This window comes from Streptomyces sp. NPDC048424, from assembly GCF_040651555.1.
Taxonomy (GTDB): Bacteria; Actinomycetota; Actinomycetes; order Streptomycetales; family Streptomycetaceae; genus Streptomyces.
Genome location: NZ_JBEZKE010000046.1, coordinates 22,323 through 40,556, shown reverse-complemented (window position 1 = coordinate 40,556; position 18,234 = coordinate 22,323). Strand labels below are relative to the sequence as shown.

The 18,234-nt window shown below is 68.5% G+C and carries 13 protein-coding genes and 2 pseudogenes; 8 read left to right on the top strand and 7 right to left on the bottom strand.

The features are described 5' to 3' along the window. Positions 1-1,402: 1,402 nt before the first annotated feature. The gene (locus AB0D29_RS36130; protein ID WP_362860092.1) at positions 1,403-1,816 is read right to left on the bottom strand and encodes a hypothetical protein; all 414 of its coding nucleotides are present in this window, start codon (positions 1,814-1,816) and stop codon (positions 1,403-1,405) included. A gap of 707 nt (positions 1,817-2,523) precedes the next feature. Between AB0D29_RS36130 and AB0D29_RS36125 the strand changes: the two genes are divergently transcribed. Then, entirely contained in the window at positions 2,524-2,886 is a 363-nt protein-coding gene (locus AB0D29_RS36125) for a hypothetical protein (protein WP_362860091.1), read from the top strand. Between the two features lie 371 nt (positions 2,887-3,257). On the opposite strand, the gene AB0D29_RS36120 is transcribed toward AB0D29_RS36125, so the two are convergent. Both AB0D29_RS36120 and AB0D29_RS36115 read right to left on the bottom strand, forming a co-directional pair. Then, entirely contained in the window at positions 3,258-4,436 is a 1,179-nt protein-coding gene (locus tag AB0D29_RS36120) for a serine hydrolase domain-containing protein (protein ID WP_362860090.1), read from the bottom strand. A gap of 156 nt (positions 4,437-4,592) precedes the next feature. Beyond that, a pseudogene (locus AB0D29_RS36115) lies at positions 4,593-4,847 on the bottom strand (transposase); the annotation flags it as partial. A gap of 57 nt (positions 4,848-4,904) precedes the next feature. Here AB0D29_RS36115 and AB0D29_RS36110 point away from each other — a divergent pair. The 5 genes and pseudogenes from AB0D29_RS36110 to AB0D29_RS36090 all read left to right on the top strand — a co-directional run. Then, a pseudogene (locus tag AB0D29_RS36110) lies at positions 4,905-5,105 on the top strand (IS5/IS1182 family transposase); the annotation flags it as partial. 432 nt (positions 5,106-5,537) lie between these two features. Next, complete coding sequence (locus tag AB0D29_RS36105) at positions 5,538-5,780, top strand: hypothetical protein (RefSeq protein ID WP_362860089.1); 243 nt, start codon at positions 5,538-5,540, stop codon at positions 5,778-5,780. A gap of 372 nt (positions 5,781-6,152) precedes the next feature. After that, the gene (locus AB0D29_RS36100) at positions 6,153-7,049 is read left to right on the top strand and encodes a hypothetical protein (RefSeq protein WP_362860088.1); all 897 of its coding nucleotides are present in this window, start codon (positions 6,153-6,155) and stop codon (positions 7,047-7,049) included. A 73-nt stretch (positions 7,050-7,122) separates the two neighbouring features. After that, complete coding sequence (locus tag AB0D29_RS36095; RefSeq protein ID WP_362860087.1) at positions 7,123-7,602, top strand: hypothetical protein; 480 nt, start codon at positions 7,123-7,125, stop codon at positions 7,600-7,602. Positions 7,603-7,850: 248 nt separating this feature from the next. Then, the gene (locus AB0D29_RS36090; RefSeq protein ID WP_362860086.1) at positions 7,851-12,410 is read left to right on the top strand and encodes a hypothetical protein; all 4,560 of its coding nucleotides are present in this window, start codon (positions 7,851-7,853) and stop codon (positions 12,408-12,410) included. Positions 12,411-12,474: 64 nt separating this feature from the next. Here AB0D29_RS36090 and AB0D29_RS36085 read toward each other — a convergent pair whose 3' ends face one another. Together AB0D29_RS36085 and AB0D29_RS36080 are read right to left on the bottom strand one after the other, a co-directional pair. After that, positions 12,475-13,020: an SMI1/KNR4 family protein gene (locus tag AB0D29_RS36085; RefSeq protein WP_362860085.1), complete on the bottom strand. Its 546-nt coding sequence runs from the start codon at positions 13,018-13,020 to the stop codon at positions 12,475-12,477. Between the two features lie 957 nt (positions 13,021-13,977). Beyond that, complete coding sequence (locus AB0D29_RS36080; RefSeq protein WP_362860084.1) at positions 13,978-14,346, bottom strand: helix-turn-helix domain-containing protein; 369 nt, start codon at positions 14,344-14,346, stop codon at positions 13,978-13,980. A 90-nt stretch (positions 14,347-14,436) separates the two neighbouring features. On the opposite strand from AB0D29_RS36080, the gene AB0D29_RS36075 reads away from it, so the two are divergent. Both AB0D29_RS36075 and AB0D29_RS36070 read left to right on the top strand, forming a co-directional pair. Beyond that, positions 14,437-15,276: an NAD(P)H-binding protein gene (locus AB0D29_RS36075; protein WP_362860083.1), complete on the top strand. Its 840-nt coding sequence runs from the start codon at positions 14,437-14,439 to the stop codon at positions 15,274-15,276. Positions 15,277-15,439: 163 nt separating this feature from the next. Then, positions 15,440-16,198, top strand: coding sequence for a hypothetical protein (locus AB0D29_RS36070; RefSeq protein ID WP_362860082.1), 759 nt, complete (start codon positions 15,440-15,442; stop codon positions 16,196-16,198). 223 nt (positions 16,199-16,421) lie between these two features. Here AB0D29_RS36070 and AB0D29_RS36065 read toward each other — a convergent pair whose 3' ends face one another. After that, a complete protein-coding gene (locus AB0D29_RS36065) occupies positions 16,422-16,994 on the bottom strand; it encodes a snapalysin family zinc-dependent metalloprotease (protein ID WP_362860081.1) in 573 nt (190 codons plus the stop codon). Positions 16,995-17,351: 357 nt separating this feature from the next. Continuing rightward, entirely contained in the window at positions 17,352-18,233 is an 882-nt protein-coding gene (locus tag AB0D29_RS36060; protein WP_362860080.1) for a helix-turn-helix transcriptional regulator, read from the bottom strand. Position 18,234 lies beyond the last annotated feature (1 nt).

Below are 18,234 nucleotides of genomic sequence, written 5' to 3'. Positions count from 1 at the left end.
GCCATGAGAATTACTCCAATAAATAGGGGGTGGGGGAAAGAATCGAAGGACAGTGGTGAAATGTCTGTTTTGTCCGTCTGGTTAAAAGACTGACCCCCGCACTTCACGACGCTGTCCGCCGACTGTCACAGGCGCGTGACAGGCCCCACCGCCCGGGCGAACCATGCGAGGACAAGGGCTCTGACCTGCAGCGCTTCGGAGTGCCAGACGACCGGGGCCATGCCCTGTTCCGGCTCCGCCGCGGCGAGCGGCGGGGCGGCGGGAAGGGGCTCGGGCAGTCGGGGAGAGCGGCAGGGCTGTCCCGGTGTCGAGCTGGGCGGGCGCGTGAAGCCGGGTGTGCTTGGCGCTTGCGGGTCAAGCCCCGACTTTCCGTGCCGTGACCCGGGCCCGGTGCGTGGGGCGCAATGGAGTGACGGATGACGCCGAAAGGCGGTGGACGGGCAACCCGCCCCACACACATCCGACCCCCGAAATGTCACGACCGCTCGTGAGGAGCCCTTCTCCATGACCGCCACCAGGACCCGACGCCTCGCCCCGCTCCTGATCGCCACCCTCCTGGCCGGCGGAGGCGCCTCACTCACCTCCACCGCGTTCGCCGCTCCCGCCGAGACAGCGGCAAGTGTCACCACCAACACCGACACCGACAGCCCGCGCCCCGTCAAGAGCATCCGCAAGAAGCCCAGGACCGTGAAGACGATCCACACGTACGCGCAGTCCACCGACAAGCCCACCGGCTTCATCGGTGGGGGTGGGGGCAACGGAGGTGAGGGAGGTTCCGGCGAGCTCGTCGGGGGAGGGGGAGGTTCCGGGGGTGAAGGGGGTTCCCCTCGTACCGTCAAGAGCATCCGCAAGACGCCCAGGACCAGCGGCGGCGTGGGGGGCGGGGGCGTATGGGGGGACCGGATATCGGGGGGATCTTCGAAGGCGGCGCCGGCGGAGAGTCTTACGAGAACGAGTGCATGTGGCGGACGGATCGCGAGATGAACAAGGTCCACAACGAGCTTTGAGCGGCGATGTGACCTCGGCTAAAGCACACCCTGGCGACCCTCGCGGCTTCCAGCGGCGACTTTCGCCCACCGGGCCAGACCGTCCGGGGGCTCGTGACCGGCGGGCACCGGGGCGAAAGGTGACCCAGCGGGCTGGGCCGGGGCAGGGTCTCAGGCCAGGCGGGCGCCGCGGCGGAAACGCATCTCGCCCGCGGCCAGACGACGTGGCGAGACCGCGGCGGGGGCTGTGTCCGTGAAGCGGATCTCGGTGCCGGTGCGCCGGCCGGTCGCGGGTGACGACGTCGCCGATGGACTCGGGTTGCAGTCCGCCGGCCAGGCGCCCACGCATGCGGAATCCGCCAGGGAGCCTCGGGAGCCGGTCGGCGGTCGCTTGGCCGAGCCGCTCCGCGCCGGGCCTACGGGTGCATCTGCCACCAGCGGTCCGCCTCCGCGCGTGCCACTTCGGCGTCGTACCGACTCGCGTCGAAGTGGAGCTCTGCCGGAGGGTAAGGGTCGGGGGCCAGCGGGGACGGCCGCGGCACCTCCCAGTCCGACCATTGGACGATCTCCCCGAACCGCTGCACGACCACGGTCAAGAAGCCGCAGCACCCGCCGGTGCAGTCCGGTTCCCCCAGCTCCAGGCGGCGCGCCTCGGCGGTCGCCCGGAGAGGGCTGGGCCGCCCCGTCGGCAGCACATCGGCGGCGTACGGTCCGCGGCCACCCTCGTAGACCGCCTCTTCGACGATGTCCTCGCCGTTGACCCAGAAGCGCACCTGAGCCGCGAACCGCGGGCCCGGCGCCAACACCCTGATCTCCAAACGATCGAACACCGGACCACCCTACGCGGGCGCGCCGGCGTCAACGCACGGCTCAGCCGGCGCCCACCTCCACCCTGCCCTCGTGAGACAAGGGCAGCTACCAGCGCGTTCGTGCCTACATCCGCAAAGCGCACCTCGCCGCAGCGCCGGCCCGCCCGTAGGGAGGCGGGCCAGGGCGGTGTCCGGGCAGACGTCGCGCGGGCGGTCCATCGGGGGGGGTGGGGCGGCCCGGTACTACTGCAGCCAGAGCGCTCTGGTCACCGGGCCTCGCCCGCGCACGCCCTATCGGCGCGGACTGCGCCCGACCATAGCCGCGGCCGGCCATCGCCCCGCAACAGAAGCTCAACGTTCGGCATCCTGTGTGACGGGTGCGGGCGAGGATTGACCCCCGGCGCTGACACGTCCATTCACGCCGGAGCCCATGACCTTCGCAGGGGAAGAACACTGCGCGCCGCGAGCGGAGCGCCCCCTTCATCGCCTTCTCCGGCGTCGTCGCCAACAACACCTGCGCCCCCGCGATGTCCGTACCCCCTGTACTGGTCCGGCCGCGGCTGCTCATAGGCGTCCACTTCCTCGGCCGCGTCGGCGACGAGGCAACCCTCCTGCCCCTTGGCTGACCGTCGCCCAGACCGACCCGCCACGCCGGCGTGGCACGATCCGGCCACCGGGACCAGCCTGGAGGAGAGACACTCCCCGTAGCCCAGGGAATGGAGACGGCCATGACGGCGACGACGCGGGATGACACACCGGTCGTGATCGAAGGCGGAGGCGTCGAACTGCGTACGCAAGCGATCGGAGAAGACCTCTCCGTGGCCTTCGTCCGGTTTCCGCAGGGCGCCGACATGAGGCCGGCCCTGACCGGCCTGCCCGACGGCCTCTGCGCCTGCCCGCACTGGGGCTACATGCTCAAAGGGCGGCTGAAGATGGTGACGAAGGACGGGGAAGAGATCTACGAAGCGGGCCAAGCCTTCTACTGGCCGCCCGGGCACGCCCCTGTGGCACTCGAGGACTGCGAATACGTGGACTTCTCACCCACCGAAGCCTTCACCACCGTCCTCGACCACATCAAGGCACAGGGCTGACCCGACCCGCTCATGCTCGCGCCTGCCCCGTACGGTCCAGACCCGTGCGCGGTGACACGACGGTGAGCACGTACTCGTCGGCGATTCGATGGCACGGTCCAGCGCGCTGCGCCGGGCCATGGACATGGCCTGTCGCCCCCAGTGCACCCGGGTGCGCTGGTTCACCGAAGAAGCGACACCTCACTGGCGCCCCTCGCCCGGCCCGTCGCGCCCAACGCACACCGGCGATCACCTCAGCTGCACGCCGCGCCGCTCCGGACGGTCTCATCCTTGAGGTCGCTGCACCCGGGCACCATGCCTGACTGCCCACGGCGATGATCGGTCGGAGGCGTCCTGGAGGGCGTAGCGGGCGGCCGGCACCCGCCAGGGGGTCAGCGGCCCTTCAGCAGTGCGCAGACGAAGTCTTCCTGGACCGTGCGGAGCCGGGCGAGGAGGGCGGGTTTGATGCTCTTGTTGGTCTGGGTGTTGATGGAGAACGTGAGGGAACGCGTGCCGTCCGGGGTGGCGGCGGCGAGCTGCGTGTAGCCGGGGAAGTTGCCGGTGTGGCCGTGGAGCACGCCGCAGCGGGTGGTGTACTGGTAGATCGCGAGGCCGGCGGCGTTGGTGCCGGGGCCGGCGGGCTCGGAGGAGTCCCCGGGGCGGAAGGTGAGTTGTTCCTTGCGGGTCTTCTCGGACAGCAGGGTGGGGCCGGCGTACGCCCGGATGAAGGCGCCCAGGTCCCTGGGGGTGGAGACGATGCCCCCGGAGGCCCAGACTCCCGAGGCGCTCAGGGCCTCGCTGATGTCCTCTGGTTCGGCGGGCGGGGTGACGTCGTAGCCGTGCAGGAACGGGTGCGGGAGGCGGTGGCCCAGCGGCAGGCTGGTGCGGCGCAGCCCCAGCGGGCGGTACACGAGCTCCTTGAGGAGGTCCTCGTAGCGGCGGCCTGTCGCAGCCTCGGCCATGAGGGCGACGGCGATGTTGTCGGAGTTGGAGTACTCGTACAGGCTGCCCGGGCTGAAGAGCAGCGACTCGTCCGCGACGTAGTTGAGGAGCGTGCGCGGGTCGAAGACGTGGCGGGGGTCGGCCTGCAGGATGCTCAGGAACTCGGGGTCGGCTGTGTAGTCCGGCAGGCCGCTGGTGTGCTGGAGGAGCTGACGCAGGGTCACCGGGTGCCAGGCAGCGGGCTGGTCGGGCAGCACGCCACCGATGGTGTCGTCGAGGGAGAGGACCCCCTGGTCGACGAGCCGGAGCGCGACGGCCCCGCTGAACGCCTTCGCGATGCTGGCGATGCGCATGTGGTCGTCGGGCTGCGGCGGCCGTCCGGTGGCAAGGTCCCCGACGCCGGCGGTGTACACCTGTGTGCGGTCGCCCCGGGTGAGCACGGCGATCACCCCGGGCGGGCCGTCATCCTGGCCGACGAGCTGTTCGAGCTGCCGCTGGAGCCGTTCGTCGCGGCCGGGGTCGACCCCCGCCGCCTGCGCGGGTGGGGGGAGCGCGCCGAGCGCGGCGGCGGTGAGCGCCGCGACGGACAGTCCGGCGCGCAAACGGTGTGCGGGGGCGCGGGTGGGCACGTATGTCTCCCGGTGTGCGGTAGGACGGCAGTGGAGGTGCCTGCCGGAGCTGTCTGCCTAGCAGCCGGGCAGGCGGCACGGCCCGCGCGGCGCGCTGTCCGGGGCCGGTCGGCGGACACTGGGTCCCCCGCACCGGGGCGTGTCCGGCCCCGGAGCGGCGGCGGCGAGGACGGCATGCAAGATCCTCTCCCCCGTGCCATCGGCTGACCACCTGCGATGCCGGTCATAGGCCGTCGGCCACTTCCCGAAGTGAGGTGGCAGGTCCCGCCGAGGCAGGCCGGTCCGCAGCCGGAAGAGAATTCCATTGATCACGCGCCGGTGGCAGTGCCGACGCCCGCCTCGTCCGACGTTCGTCGGCAAGTGCGGTTCCAGTTGAGCCCACTCGACATCGGAAAGATCACCACGCCGCACACCAAGCGGAACGATCCACCCCTCGGCGAGTCACTGGACCCATCGGACACGGCCTGAGGCTGGCTCATGCTCCACCGCCGCCTGGCCCGCGACTACGAAACCCACCCACACCGCTCCGAAGCCATGATCCACCTCGCCATGACTGACCTCATGGCCCGCCGCCGCACCGGCGAAACACGATCTCCTGGTGCGCAACCCGACACCAGCAAATCAAAGCCGCATCTCGGGATGAAAAAACAGGATGAAACGACCTCTTAAGGCCCCCGCTGACAGGGACTTGTGTTGTCACCCCAACGGAGCTTCGTCGTATCCGGTCACAGCTGCACCAACCTCAACTTCAGGCCAAACGATAGATCTGGAGGCCACTAATCCAGATTCCTCTTCTGGCCAATAATCCGAGGTGAAAGGTGGGTTGAGTCATGCGGCACCCCGGAGCAGGGGCCATGATCAGCCAGAAGCGCCGTCCGCGAGCCGAGAAACCGCTGGTTCCGCGCCAGGCCAGAGTTTAGCCTCGCGTCAGCTCTGTAGGACGTGAGGCATTGGCGGGGTCGGCGGTTCTTGGGGGAGGACACAAGGCGCATGCGCGCCGACCGGCCGTCACCGAGGAAGACGGATTAACGGCGCTCAGCAGCTCGGGGACTCAACGGATGTGCACTCCGACCACATGTCCTGTGCTGCGAAACAAGGCCCGTGCTCTCACTCGATCTATGGGAAGGGAAGGGCTCGCACCTTGAAGAGGATGTTCCGCTTATTGCACCCTCCCTGGCGGCCGCCGTGTTGTTAGGTGTCGCACCCCAAGCGCAGGTGCAGGCCGCTCCAGACTGTCAGGGAATCTGCGTGCTCGGCGTGCGCGCCGCCACTCATCCGGGATTCGACCGCTTCGTGATCGATCTCGGTGATGGAACGATTCCCCAGTGGGTCACGAGCACATAGACGGAACCCCTCACGTGCTGTGGTGACGAAACCAACGAACACGTCGTCCCGATCGAGGGCAAGACGTATCTGAAGATCTACCCGTCTCCGGCGACTTCGTTCGACTTCACGACTCTCACCTCGCTGTACAGGAGCCCGCGTCACGGTCTGTACAACTTTCCAAGTCTCAAGGGGCAGGGGCTGACCGACATCACCGATCCGGAAGCCCGGGCCTGCCGTATCGGACTGGCTCTGGGCCACCACTCCTCGTACCGGATCTTCAAGCTCACCGCACCGAATCGCATCGTGGTCGACATCGACCACTGAACGCCTGTCCGGCCCTTCCTGGGGCGGGTTCACGGCCGATGGATCAGTATCCGAAATGGGGAGATCATGAGGAATTCCGCACGTGCTGTCAAGGTAGTTGTGCCCGCTGGCGTCGCACTGCTGGTCGCGGGAATCGCCGCGGGCGGGTGGAGCCTGCTGGGGCAGAACGACTCCGCCCCGCAGGGTGCCGGGAGCGTCGCCCTGGGGCCGGTCGCGGCGGCCCAGGTGGGCGACCCGGGCAACGTTGCCACGTGGAGGCTGCCACTGGAGGCCTACCAGCCGACGGCCGCGCAGACCCGGACCATTGCATCCGCGCGGGACGGGCTGATCGACCGTTGCATGGCGGACGCCGGTTTCCCGAACTGGACGCCGGCTCCGGATCTGCCCCCGCTGGACGGGGTGTCACCTATGGATTCACGCTACGGGATCCATGACGCGCAGCGCGCGGCGAAGCGTGGGTATCACCCTGACGAGGCGCTGCAGAAGGAATACAGCGCCGCCGTCTCCGCCGGCGCCGTCGACCAGTCCGGGGCGGACGAGAAAGTGCTGCGTAAGTGCGCCGGGCAGATCGGCGCGAAGGCTCCCCAAGCGCAGCGATCCCCGGTAGCGGTCAAGATCGATGCGGATTCCTTTCTCGCTTCGCGGAAGGACCCTGCCGTCCTCGACGTGTTCGCCAAGTGGTCGTCGTGCATGAAGGCCAGGGGCTACGAATACGCGGAGCCCATGGACGCCCGGAACGATGCCCGGTTCCACGATCCGGCCGTGGTAACGGAACTGGAGACCGCCACGGCCACCGCCGACGTCCAGTGTCGGACGGAACACAAGGTGCAGAAGGTCTGGTTCGACGTGGAGACGCGCTTGCAACAGCAGAAGATCAAGGAGAGCCAGCCCGCTCTCGAAAGCGCGAAGCAGACCAACCAGGAGACCTCGAAGAAGGCTTCCGCAGTGCTCGACGCGCAGTAGAGGGGTCACGCAGGCGGAATGCTTTGACGCACTTCGAAGCACTCAGCACATCGTTACGAAAAGGGGTGGGGTAATGATTCGTAAGGTCACCGTATCGGCGATGGTTGGAATCGCACTGCTCTCGTCGGCCGCGCCGGCATGGGCGGACCTGTCCGAGGAACAGCAGGCGTACGCCAACTCTGATCCCAATCTTGCCTGCACGATTCCGCAGGGCAGTAGCTTCAAGTTCGCGATCTATTACAACTCCGGGCTCACGGGTTCATGGAGAATGATCGGCTACAACGTGTACGACTTCGATTGGGTCAGGTACCAACCACATCACTCGGCGCCGCTGACCTTCTGCGGAAGTGGCGCAGGTACTCCGCCGTCGGGATTCGGCAAGAACGTCAAAAACAATGCCGCGACTGGCGACAACTGGCACTACAAGTACTGGGCGAACGTCCACTACTACAGCGGCTACGGCGGCCCCAAGGATTCACTCCCGCCACTCAACGACACGCTCTACCAGTTCGCCTACGTCTACAACGAGAACGCTTCGTTCTCCTGGAGTTAGGCGTCACGGGCTGCTGCCACGACGCGGCATCGACCCCGAAGCCCGGCCCCGTTCACATCAGCAGTACGAGAGGTCCCCGCAGGCGTCAGGTCGTCTGCGGGGATCCGCTGCTTCGGCCTCCGGACCCACGCGGCACCCGCCGCTGCCCCCTTCCGTACGGGCGCTGCCCAGGGTGCCTTGGGCGCCTTGGGCGCCTTGGGCGCTAACAGCCTTCTCTGGGAGAACAGTTGAGATTACGTAAGAAACACATGACAGTCTCGGCAGTGATCGCCTCCGGCGCCCTGATCGCCGGCGTGATCCAGGCTACGGCCTGGGCCGACGAGAAACCCCCGCCCGCATCGACTTCCTCCGAGTCAGCGGAGGTCCCGGCCCGCGACCGCGACCGACTGCTCGGCCGGGACTGGAAGAAGTCCGCAGACATATCCTGGACGACCAGCTCCGACGCGCAGGGCCTCCACATCCTGACGGCACCTGAGAGCGCCGGATACATGTGGAGTACGGTCGCCTCGCTATCTGAGCCGGGCTTCGAAACGGATTCCTGGATCGGCAACACCTGTATCACGGGGTCGGGAAAGCGCGCCGTGGTCGTCTACGCGCCGCGCACCTTCACCAACACCCCGAAGCTGATGGCCCGGGGCGCATTCGCCGCGGTGGTGGAGCTGGACACCGGCCACGTCACCAAGCTCCCGATCCAGGTCTCCCTGTCGTACTACAACCCCGGCTGCGGGACGGGCGAGGAAGCCGTCCTGACGCAGTCCGGAGGCGAGGACAAGGCCTCGACCCGCCTGTTTCGGCTGGACACGGTCACCGGCAAGCTCTCCGAGCCCATCGAGACCTCGGGCCAGGTCACCTCGTCGGTCCCGGCATCCGACGGCTCCGTGCTGGGTGCGGCGGGTGCACAGATCGTCAAGATCGACACCAAGGGCCACAAGACTCCCGTCGTGAACACCGACGCGGTGCCCTACCGCCTGAACCCCGACGGCGACGGCGGCGTCGTCTTCCTGGACCAGTCGTCGACGAAGACCGCCCGCGTCAAACGGGTGGAAGCGAACGGGATCACGAACCCCCAGGCCAAGAAGACGTCGGCGGTGCTGCTCGCGGAGGGCCCGGTGAACGACAGCGGTCTGACGCGGAACGCGGGCACCGTCTATCTGACGGGCAAGGCCAAGCCCGTGTCCGGAAAGAAGCTGCCTCGGACGGTGCGGCACCTGAGCGGTGTGCCCAAGGACGCCACGGTCTCCACCCGGGGCGAGGCCGTGCTGACGGGGACCGCATGGGCCGACGGCCAGGGCGCCCTCGTCCATGGCGCTGATCCGTCCGGGGGCCGTCCCGTTCACGTGCGGATGACCGTCCTTGACAGCGGCGACGCGACCGGCTTCACCGTCGACCCGGTGAAACGGACCAGCCCGCGCATCCAGGAGGGCCGCGAACGCACACCGGCTCTCAGGTCCCCGAAGGCCAAGGCCGACAGCGCCACCGTTGCGAAGGCATCGTCCGCGGAAGCGGGCCCGGACGGCGGGACCGCCGCGAGCGAGGCAGTCGGCGTCACGGTCTCTGCGGCAGCCGGCGGGCGCAACGAGGTCGTCGAATCCGAGCGCGTGTGCTCCGTCCCCCGCAACGACCCGCGCAATCAGGCGATGCAGCCCAAGCCCCGACAGGTCGAGTGGGCCGTCGACCAGGCCATCCGCGGAAAACTCAACACCCACGTCAGCCGCCCCGCCAACTGGAAGAACCTGGGCATGCCGGCCTACCAGCCGCAGACCCTCTTTCCCTACCCCTCGGATCTGCTCGGCGGAGCCACGGTTCCCGCGCAGGTGATGCTCGGCATCACCGCTCAGGAATCCAACATGTGGCAGGCCTCGCGCGTCGCCGTCCCGGGTGTCACGGCGAATCCGCTGATCGGCAACTACTACGGCATCGACCTCTACGACGGCAATCCGCTCAACGACTGGGACGTCAACTGGGCCAAGGCCGACTGCGGCTACGGCATCACCCAGGTGACGGACCACATGCGTCTGGCCGGACGCGAGGACGGGCACGGCGGAGCCGCCTGGGACTACCAGCAGCAGCGTGCGGTGGCCCTGGACTACACCGCCAACGTGGCCGCGGGGCTGCGGATCCTCGCCGAGAAGTGGCAACAGACCAACGGTGCGGGTCTGAAGGTGAACAACGGCAACTCCGCCAAGCTCGAGAACTGGACCTTCGCCCTGTGGGCCTACAACTCGGGCTTCTACCCCGACAAGGGAGACGGCTCGCCCTGGGGCCTGGGATGGGCGAACAACCCCGCCAATCCCGAATGGGACGCCAGCCGGTCCCCCTTCATGGAGGACCCCCTCGGCAACGAGGACCCCGCCGACGCGGCGCGCCCGCAGCACTGGCCCTATCAGGAGAAGGTCCTCGGCTTCGCGGCGCACCCGCCGGCCTTCCTCGAATCCCCGGGCAAGATGGTCCCCGCCTTCATCAACGCCTCCTGGAACGGAACACCGGGTGACGCGACCGTCGCCGGCTCGGCCTTCCAGAACCGGGCCAAGGTCAAGCCGCCGGAGGACCTCTTCTGCACCCCCCTCGACAACAGCTGCGACCCGACGAAGATCAGTGACGGTGCCGCGAACGACACTGGAGCCGGGCCCTGCATGCGCGACGTGGACTACAAGTGCTGGTGGCACAAGTCCGTGCAGTGGAAGGCGGACTGCGACTACTCCTGCGGGATCGACTTCACCCGGTTCCCGGTCACATGGGCCGAGGAAGCCGACGGCACCGCCTACCCGCCGAAGTGCACGACCGACGGCCTGCCCACCGGTGCGCTCATCGTCGACGACGTGCCCCAGGGCACACCGGTCATCCGGTCGGGGTGTTCCAACAGTTCCTGGACCAACCAAGGCGCCTTCACCTTCGACTTCGGCCCCGGAGAGACGAGCTGCTCTCTGTGCTACCAGAGATGGCCGGCCAAGGTCGATCTGCATCAGCTGGGTGCGGGGTTCGGCAGCCACTTCTACTTCGGTCACACCCGGAAGAACGATGCCAAGGGCGAGCGCCTGAAGATAACCGGCAGCTGGCAGCTCGGCCGGACCCTCCCCGAGAAGCAGGCCAAGGTCTTCGTCCACCTTCCGGACCACGGTGCGCAGACGGCCGTGGCTGAATACGAGATCGTCACCTCCTCCGGAGTCAAGAAGAAGAAGGTGAACCAGAAGGGCACCTCGAACCGCTGGGTGGAACTCGGTGTGTACCGATTCAAGGACGTCAACCCCGAGGTCCGGCTGACCACCATCACCTCGGACGGTACCGGGGACCAGGACATCGCCTACGACGCGGTGGCGTTCCTCCCCGGGCAATTCGCCGGGGTGGACATCACCTTGCCGGAGCCGAACGCCGCCGCCCCCAACGTCGACTGGAACAGCATCAACGGCGGCGTCAAGATGAAGCCGCCGGTCGCCGTCCCTGTCGTCCCCAACCTGCCTGGGGGCACCGGCGCACTGCTGTCCGCCCCGCCGGCCCTGCCGGAAGGAAAGAGTGCCGCCCCGAAAACCACTGATCTGAAGTGTTCCGAGCCGAATGCCAAGGGTGTCAAAGCCTGCTCCAGAGTCCTCTCCGGTCAGGAGGCGACGAAGAAGACCGCGGCGGCGGATCCGCCGAAGTTCTCCATGCTTGCCGCCCAGGCCAGCGATCTGCTGAACACGTGTCCGCTCGTCAACGAGCTCAACTCGTACACGCGATTCGAAGCCTGTTTCAGATCGGTCTACGAGTACTTCGCCGTCGGCAGCGACGGAACCTCGTTCGGCGAGGCGCGCTTCGACATGTACCACCAGGTCAAACTGGAGCAGAAGTCAGGGCAGTTCAAGCAGCAGTTGAAGGTCATGGCGATCTCCATCGACCCCCAGCTGGTCAACGTCACCTTGGACGTCGGACTGAATTGCTACGACGCCTGCTCCTCGCAGCCCGAGCAGTGGAGCGCCTCGCTCACGTGGGTTCCCGGCGACGTCCACACTTCCACCGCGACACGGACGCATTCCTGGAACAACGCCTCAACGGTGAACACCTGGGATCCCGTCGCCATCGACTGGAGGTACCAAGGTTTCTCCCCCGTGGCGGGACCCAGCGCGGTCAAGGTGACGGCGGACGACCTGCTGATCCAGTGCGACAACTACGCGATCCAGAACACCTCCGGATGCACCTTCGGCACGTACAGCCCTACGTACCAGTTCAATTCCGCGAAGTACCCCGCGGCGGCCGCGCATGCGTGGCTGGTGCAGGAAATGCTCCCAGGGCACCCCGGCTCCAAGAAGCACGGTAAGCCGATGAACTTCCTGCCCAACACGGACAAGGGTGCTCTCAACCAGTACAAGCGGGACACCGAGGATAACCGAAAGGTCATTTGCCCCAGCTCCTACCAGTACCACCCCAGTACGACGCTGCTGCACGAACTCGTCTCGACGGGGCAGCCCGACGTGATGAGTTGTGACGAGTACGCCTTCGCCGGCACCTACCAGTCGGGCGGCATGCCCGCGGCGATGCAGGGGCGTAACCCCGTCACGTCCGGGGACGAGTGCCTCCAGACGGTGGGCTGGCGTGTCGTCCAGGGCACCTGGAAGCTCTCGGACGACGACCGCGCGGATCTCCCCACCTTCACTGAGAAGTGCGGCCGCTCGTCGATGTCCCAGTGGATCAACGGTGGCTCGATGAATCGCTTCTACGGGTTCGCCCAGCACTTCCGCCTGCAGGACACCGACGAGTACTGGGTGTCCGTTCCCGGCTTCGAGCACTGCAACGTCAGTGCGCCGCTCGTCCAGTGCGCAATGTCCACCCCGTGACCTGAGACGGCCGAAAAAGCAGAAAGAGGGGCTCACGGCCACGTGCCGTGGGCCCCTCGCCCATCTACTCCCAGCTCAGCACGTCATCCTTCAAGATGGGGGTGCGGCGTTGGATCGGCGCGTCGCCCCCTTCGAGGGCGCGGGTCAGCTCCTTGAAGTAGGCGCCCAGGGACGGCCAGATATCGGGACTCGCACCCTCACCGAAGAAACTTCCCACGCTGGCGAACGCGGCGCCTTCGCGGAGGTCGACGAACTCGACGCTCCACGCGTCGTGGTTGGCCGCGAACGGGAACCACTGAGGATGCCACCACGTCCCCAGCACGTCCTCGCCGTCGATCATCCCCGTCAGACGCCCGCCCACCGCCATCGCGTCCTCCAGCGGGAGAAGTCTGCGCTCCGACGGCAGGAACCACCCGGCCTCGGTTGCCTCGGCGCCGTCATGGGCCTGATAGAGACTTACGAGATCTGGCGCCAGTCTCACCCCCAACTCCCTGCCGGCCTGCTCGAGTGCCGGCCTCGCGGCGGGCGGCCGCAGCGCGGCCATGCTCCGCGGCGCCAGAACACTCAGATGATCGGTGAATAAGGACAACTCGGCACTGAAGGAATCCACTCGGTCTCTCCCTGCCCGGAAGCATGCGTCACCTGTACTGCCATCGTAGGGCCGAGGCTCGGCTGCGTAAGTGCGATGGTCACCGCCTGGCCGGCCCTCGCCGGCCAGCCCGGATCAGGCGGCCGACATTGCCCAACCTGACCTTCACACCACCAGGTCGCTGTACGCTGCGCCTCCGCCACATCACGGCGTATTGCGCGTCTTGGGCGAACACGGTTTCGCGGGCGCCTTCCTCGGTGAAGCTCCGCGACAGGCTTGAGGGCGAGCGTGCGATCTCTCGGTTTCATGTCAGTGCGCCGCCTGCACGAATACCGCCCCGTGACAGTGGAGTCACCCCGACCTCTCACATCCATGACAGTGACTCCTCGGCGCTGTTCCGGTCCATCGACCATCACGGCCCCCAGGCCGTCCAGTTCGACCTGTTCGAATACTCCGGACAGTACGTATGCGTCGCCGTACCCCTCGGCATCGGAGGGCAGGCCGGCGCGTCGCTCTGTCCCTCCCCCTCTCACAACGCCACCGGCTGCTGGAGATCGCCCGCGTGCTGAGCGACCAGGCCACCGGACTGCTGCTCTCCCTGCTCCTGGCCTCCGCACCCCCTCTGGTCGAGGCAGGGCGCGCCAGGGCCACCCCGGCACAAGGCCCCGAGTCCTCTCGGGGCCTTCCTGTCGTCTACGGACGAACAGCCGTCGGACGGCCGGTACGGCGTATATGACGGTGCCTCGGGTGGCCTCGGCCCGCGTTTGCGGCGCTGACGACCGTGCCGCTCATCGTGATCGTGCTGTTGGTGCCGTCCTTGCCGCCACTCGCTGTGATCGCCTCGCCGGTGCCGTTGACGGTGTCGGTGTTGCCGCGCCACCGGACGCACCTGGCCGGAGGGCGCTATGGGATCAGGGCGAGGATCCGGCTCAAGCAGGTTGTCCATCGCGTCGTGGATGTGCGCCGGCTTCTCCGGCGCTATTCGCTGCGCGGCGGCAGCCGTTGTGTGATCCGGTCGAACAGCGCTGTCAGCGGTTCGCCGACGTCCTGGCCGAAATCGGTCAGCCCGTAGGTGACCTGGGGCGGCGTCGTCGGCTCGACCTCCCGCCAGACCAGGCCGTCCTGGACCAGCGCGCGCAGGGTCTGGGCGAGCATCTTCTCGCTGATGCCCTGAATGCTGTCACGCAGCTCGTAGAACCGGAGGTCATTGCTTCGCAAGGAGATCAGCACCCACACGCCCCACCTGCTGGTCACGTGGTCGACAACATCGCGCGCGGGGCAGTCGGTGTGAAACACGTCATACCGCTTGGCCGCCTCGGGCTGTCTGTCCTGCGCGCTTCCCGCCATGTCATGAACTTACCTGAGGGTATGTCCTTACCAGAAGTTAGCCCCACTTCTAGCGTGAGGCCACCGAGGACATCTGACGAGGAGTTGCTCATGATCGTGGTGACCGGGGCTACCGGGAACATCGGCCGGCCGTTGACGCAGGAGCTGGTTGAGGTGGGCCAGCAGGTGACGGCCGTGTCGCGGCATACGGCGGCAGTGCCGGACGGGGCCCGCCACGTGGTGGCCGACCTGGCCGAGCCGGCCGGCCTCAGGTCCGCGTTGGCCGGGGCGAAGGCGCTGTTCCTGCTGCTGTCCGGCGACCTTCACGCCGCTGGAGCCAGCCCTGCGGACATCATCGGCGAAGCCGCGGCCAGCGGGGTCCGCAGGGTCGTCCTGCTCTCGACGCTGGGCGTGGTGACCAGGCCCTTCGGCGCGACGCGGATCGCGATGCGTGCGCTGGAGGACACGCTGCGGGAGTCTGGCCTGGAGTGGACCGTCCTGCGGCCGGGCGGTTTCGCCTCCAACGCTCTGTGGTGGGCCGAGTCTGTCCGCGCACAACGGGTCGTCGCTGCGCCCTTCGGCGACGTCGGGGTGCCGATCATCGACCCGGCGGACATCGCTGCGGTCGCGGCGGCCTGCCTGCTGGATGACCGACACACGCACGGCGTCTACGAGCTGACCGGCCCGAAGGTGATCACTCCGCGCCAGCAGGCGGAGGACATCGCCGCCGCGCTGGGCTCTCCCTTGAGGTTTCACGAGCTCACCCGCGGCGAGGCCAAAGCCGCCATGACCCGGAGCATGCCGGCCGAGCTCGCCGACGACACCCTGGACATCCTTGGTTCCCCGAGCCCGGCCGAACTGCGTGTCAGCCCCGACGTCCAGCGGGTCCTCGGCCGCGCACCGCGCCCCTTCGCCGAGTGGGCGACCCGCCACGTCGCCGCGTTCCGCTGAGAGACCAGAAGGCCCGCCGCGACCGGCTCGACGAGGCAAAGGCTCGCCGCCCTCGCCGAGCCGGGCGTGGACTGGGCCGGGTGTGGACTGGGCCGGGTAGTGCGGTCGGGCGGCTGTTCCAGCTGTCCGGTGCGGCACGGGCAGCCGCTCATAGGATCGGCAAATGACCAGACGACCACCGCCGCCTCCCTCCTCCGTGTCCTTCGACGTGCCCGACGGACACGGCGTCATCGAAGTGACAGGCGACGAGGGTGGCAGCCTGCTCCTGCTGGCCGGCGATCCGGTGTTTCTGGAGGCCAACGACGGTTGCGGCAGCGTGGGCTGGCTGGCAGCCCGCGCGGGCACGGACGGCCCCGGGCTCTGCGAGGTCAAGTACCTCACCGAGTGGCTCAGCGCCCCCGGCCTCGTGCCCGATCCGCGCACCGGCCGGGCCGAGCCACCGGATCCGGAATGCCTGCGCCCGCTGCTGTCGCTGCTCGCCTCCGGGCGGTACGTGATGACGGCCGCGGTCGCTCCGCACCACCTGCGGGTGGTGCATCCGCGCGCCCTCCAGGTCCACGGCTGGTACGCCGACGAGGAGCTCGCGCTGGTGACCACCGACGCGTGGCCGCCCCACGACCACAGGGCGGTGCGCCGCTACCGCGACCGGATCCGCGCCGGGGGCGACCTGCCGGCGCTGGTCGTGCTGTTCCCTACCGCCGAAAGCTGGGTGGGTTACCTCCTCGACGGGCACCACAAGCTAGCCGCGTACGAGCAGGCGGGGGTCCCTCCGATGGTCATCAGGCTGACCCCCCAAGTGCCCCGCCCCTTCCGGCGCGACGACCTCGACCGGGCCCGGGCGGCATTCTCCGGCAGGGCGCCCCGGGATCAGGACGCCGCGCTGGGCAGGGTCTTCTCTTGCATGCGGGCGGAATCCGTCTGAGTCGGCAGCGCCCCTGTCCTCACATTGTCCGAGCCACTGACATGGGCACCAGGCCTGACCCGCCTCCGGGGTGCCGCTCCTTGGCCGACGCGGCGTCGTCCGGCATTCCGACACCGGACACGCGGACAACGCCCTGCGCTCGTGCCGGTGGACCGGCGCGGACGCCCTCCGGGAATCCCGTCCCAGCCAGGGCCCCGCACCGGCCCACCCGCCGACTCGCCGGTCAGGGGGCGTCGATGAGTACCCGGCCGTCGGTCGGCACGGTTGCCGCGAGCCCGTTCGCGTACGCGTTCTGCACGCGGGACCGCTCCGTCGCGTTGGGCACGGCGTTGGTGCAGGCCGTCCCGGCGCTGGACCCGGACATCAGCTGGGAGCACGGCCCCGGCTTGGTGTCCGGGAGGCCCAGGCTGTGGCCCAGCTCGTGCGCGGCGATGCGCGTCTTGTCGTAGCCCTGGCTCACGGCCTGCGCGCCGAGTTCGACTCGGACCTGTCGTCCCGGACGGACGGGGCCGAGGGTGGCCTGCGGCCAGCCGGTGGTGGCCACGATGACGATCTCGGCCCGGGCCCCGGGCGCGGCCTCCACCAGCCGTACGTTGCTGACGTTCGCGTTCCAGGAAGCGACTCCGGCCGCGATGGCCGCTTCCCAGCCGCCGGCCCGGCTGTCGTCGTAACGGAGTGTCACTACCGCTGCGGTGGCGTCGGGTACGGGCGCGGGTGCCGCGGTCGCGGCGGTTGCCGCCGCGAGGACCAGCGCGGCGGCGGAGGTGCCGACTTTCAGCCAGGTGCCCAGAGACATGGTCGTCTTCCTTCACGCGTGGGGGGACCGGCCCCTCGGCGGAGCCGGGGCACTGGAGACGCCGCCACCGCCCGCCTGTGGCCCGCGAGTTCGGACAGCCGCACCTCCGGAGCCCTAAGAAGGTAGCCCCGCACGACACCAACCGGTCATGCACCTGCCAGCCAATTCCCGCAGGCACTCCGGCCGATGCCCGGTCAGCGTGCGGCACCATCCAGGGGCTCGCGCGGCCGCGCTCGGCGAACGGGCTACGGACGGCTCAACACCTCGACGTACCCATCGCGGCCGCGAGTGGCCACGCCGGAGACGCACTGACGTGGCTTCAGGACATGGGCGGTGAGGCTCTGACCGCCCGGAAGTTCAGCGCGCGCGGTCGTCGGCCGGCATCGGGGAGGGGGCCTCAGCGGCCCAGGCCAGCAGCATCCGCAGGGCGTCGTGCGAGGGGCTGCCCGGCTCAGCGGCATATGTGATCAAGGCCTGATCGGGGTCGTCCGACGGGCGCATGGTCTCGTAGGCCAGTTCCAAATCGCCTCCCACCGGATGGTGAAATCGCTTGGTTCCCGAGGTCTTGTCCTGCACCGGGTGCTCGGCCCACCAGCGACGGAAGTCCTCGCTCTTCATGGACAGTTCACCGATCAGGCTCGCCAACTGGGGGTCCTCGGGGTGCCGTCCCGCGTCCATGTGGAGGTAGGCCACATTCCCGCGGGCGCAGGATGACCAGTCCGCATACAGTTCCCGGGACGTCGCGTCGAGGAAGGTGATCCGGGCGATGTTGCGCTCGGCTCGGTCCAGGGCCGCGTAGTCGCCGAAGAGGGCGGCCGCTGCCGCATTCCAGGCCAGGATGTCCATGCGCCGGCCCATCACCATCGCCGGCATGTCAACCAGATCGTCCAGCATCCGCTGGAGCATGGGGCGCACGCGTTGCGGCCGGTCCTGGAGCCGGGGAACGTGCCGGGCGGGGGGCTGCGGTCGGGCGAGGCGGTGCAGGTGCCGGGTGGCGGCCCCGTCCAGCCGAAGTGCGCGGGCGAGGGCGTCGAGTACCGCGCCAGAGGGGTTGGGCACGCGACCCTGTTCCATCCGGGTGTAGTAGTCGACGCTCACTCCGGCGAGCTGTGCGATCTCCTCGCGGCGCAGGCCCGCGACCCGGCGCCGGCCTCCGAAGTCCGGCAGGGCGACGTCTTCAGGGTGCAGGAGGGCGCGGCGGGTTCGGAGGAATTCGCCCATGTTGATCGCTGTGCTCATA

Coding starts and splice junctions, on each gene's coding strand:
- AB0D29_RS36125 (WP_362860091.1), top strand. CDS start 2,524: ATGACGGCGACGACGCGGGATGACACACCGGTCGTGATCGAAGGCGGA.
- AB0D29_RS36100 (WP_362860088.1), top strand. CDS start 6,153: ATGAGGAATTCCGCACGTGCTGTCAAGGTAGTTGTGCCCGCTGGCGTC.
- AB0D29_RS36095 (WP_362860087.1), top strand. CDS start 7,123: ATGATTCGTAAGGTCACCGTATCGGCGATGGTTGGAATCGCACTGCTC.
- AB0D29_RS36090 (WP_362860086.1), top strand. CDS start 7,851: ATGACAGTCTCGGCAGTGATCGCCTCCGGCGCCCTGATCGCCGGCGTG.
- AB0D29_RS36080 (WP_362860084.1), bottom strand. CDS start 14,346: ATGGCGGGAAGCGCGCAGGACAGACAGCCCGAGGCGGCCAAGCGGTAT.
- AB0D29_RS36075 (WP_362860083.1), top strand. CDS start 14,437: ATGATCGTGGTGACCGGGGCTACCGGGAACATCGGCCGGCCGTTGACG.
- AB0D29_RS36070 (WP_362860082.1), top strand. CDS start 15,440: ATGACCAGACGACCACCGCCGCCTCCCTCCTCCGTGTCCTTCGACGTG.
- AB0D29_RS36065 (WP_362860081.1), bottom strand. CDS start 16,994: ATGTCTCTGGGCACCTGGCTGAAAGTCGGCACCTCCGCCGCCGCGCTG.
- AB0D29_RS36060 (WP_362860080.1), bottom strand. CDS start 18,233: ATGAGCACAGCGATCAACATGGGCGAATTCCTCCGAACCCGCCGCGCC.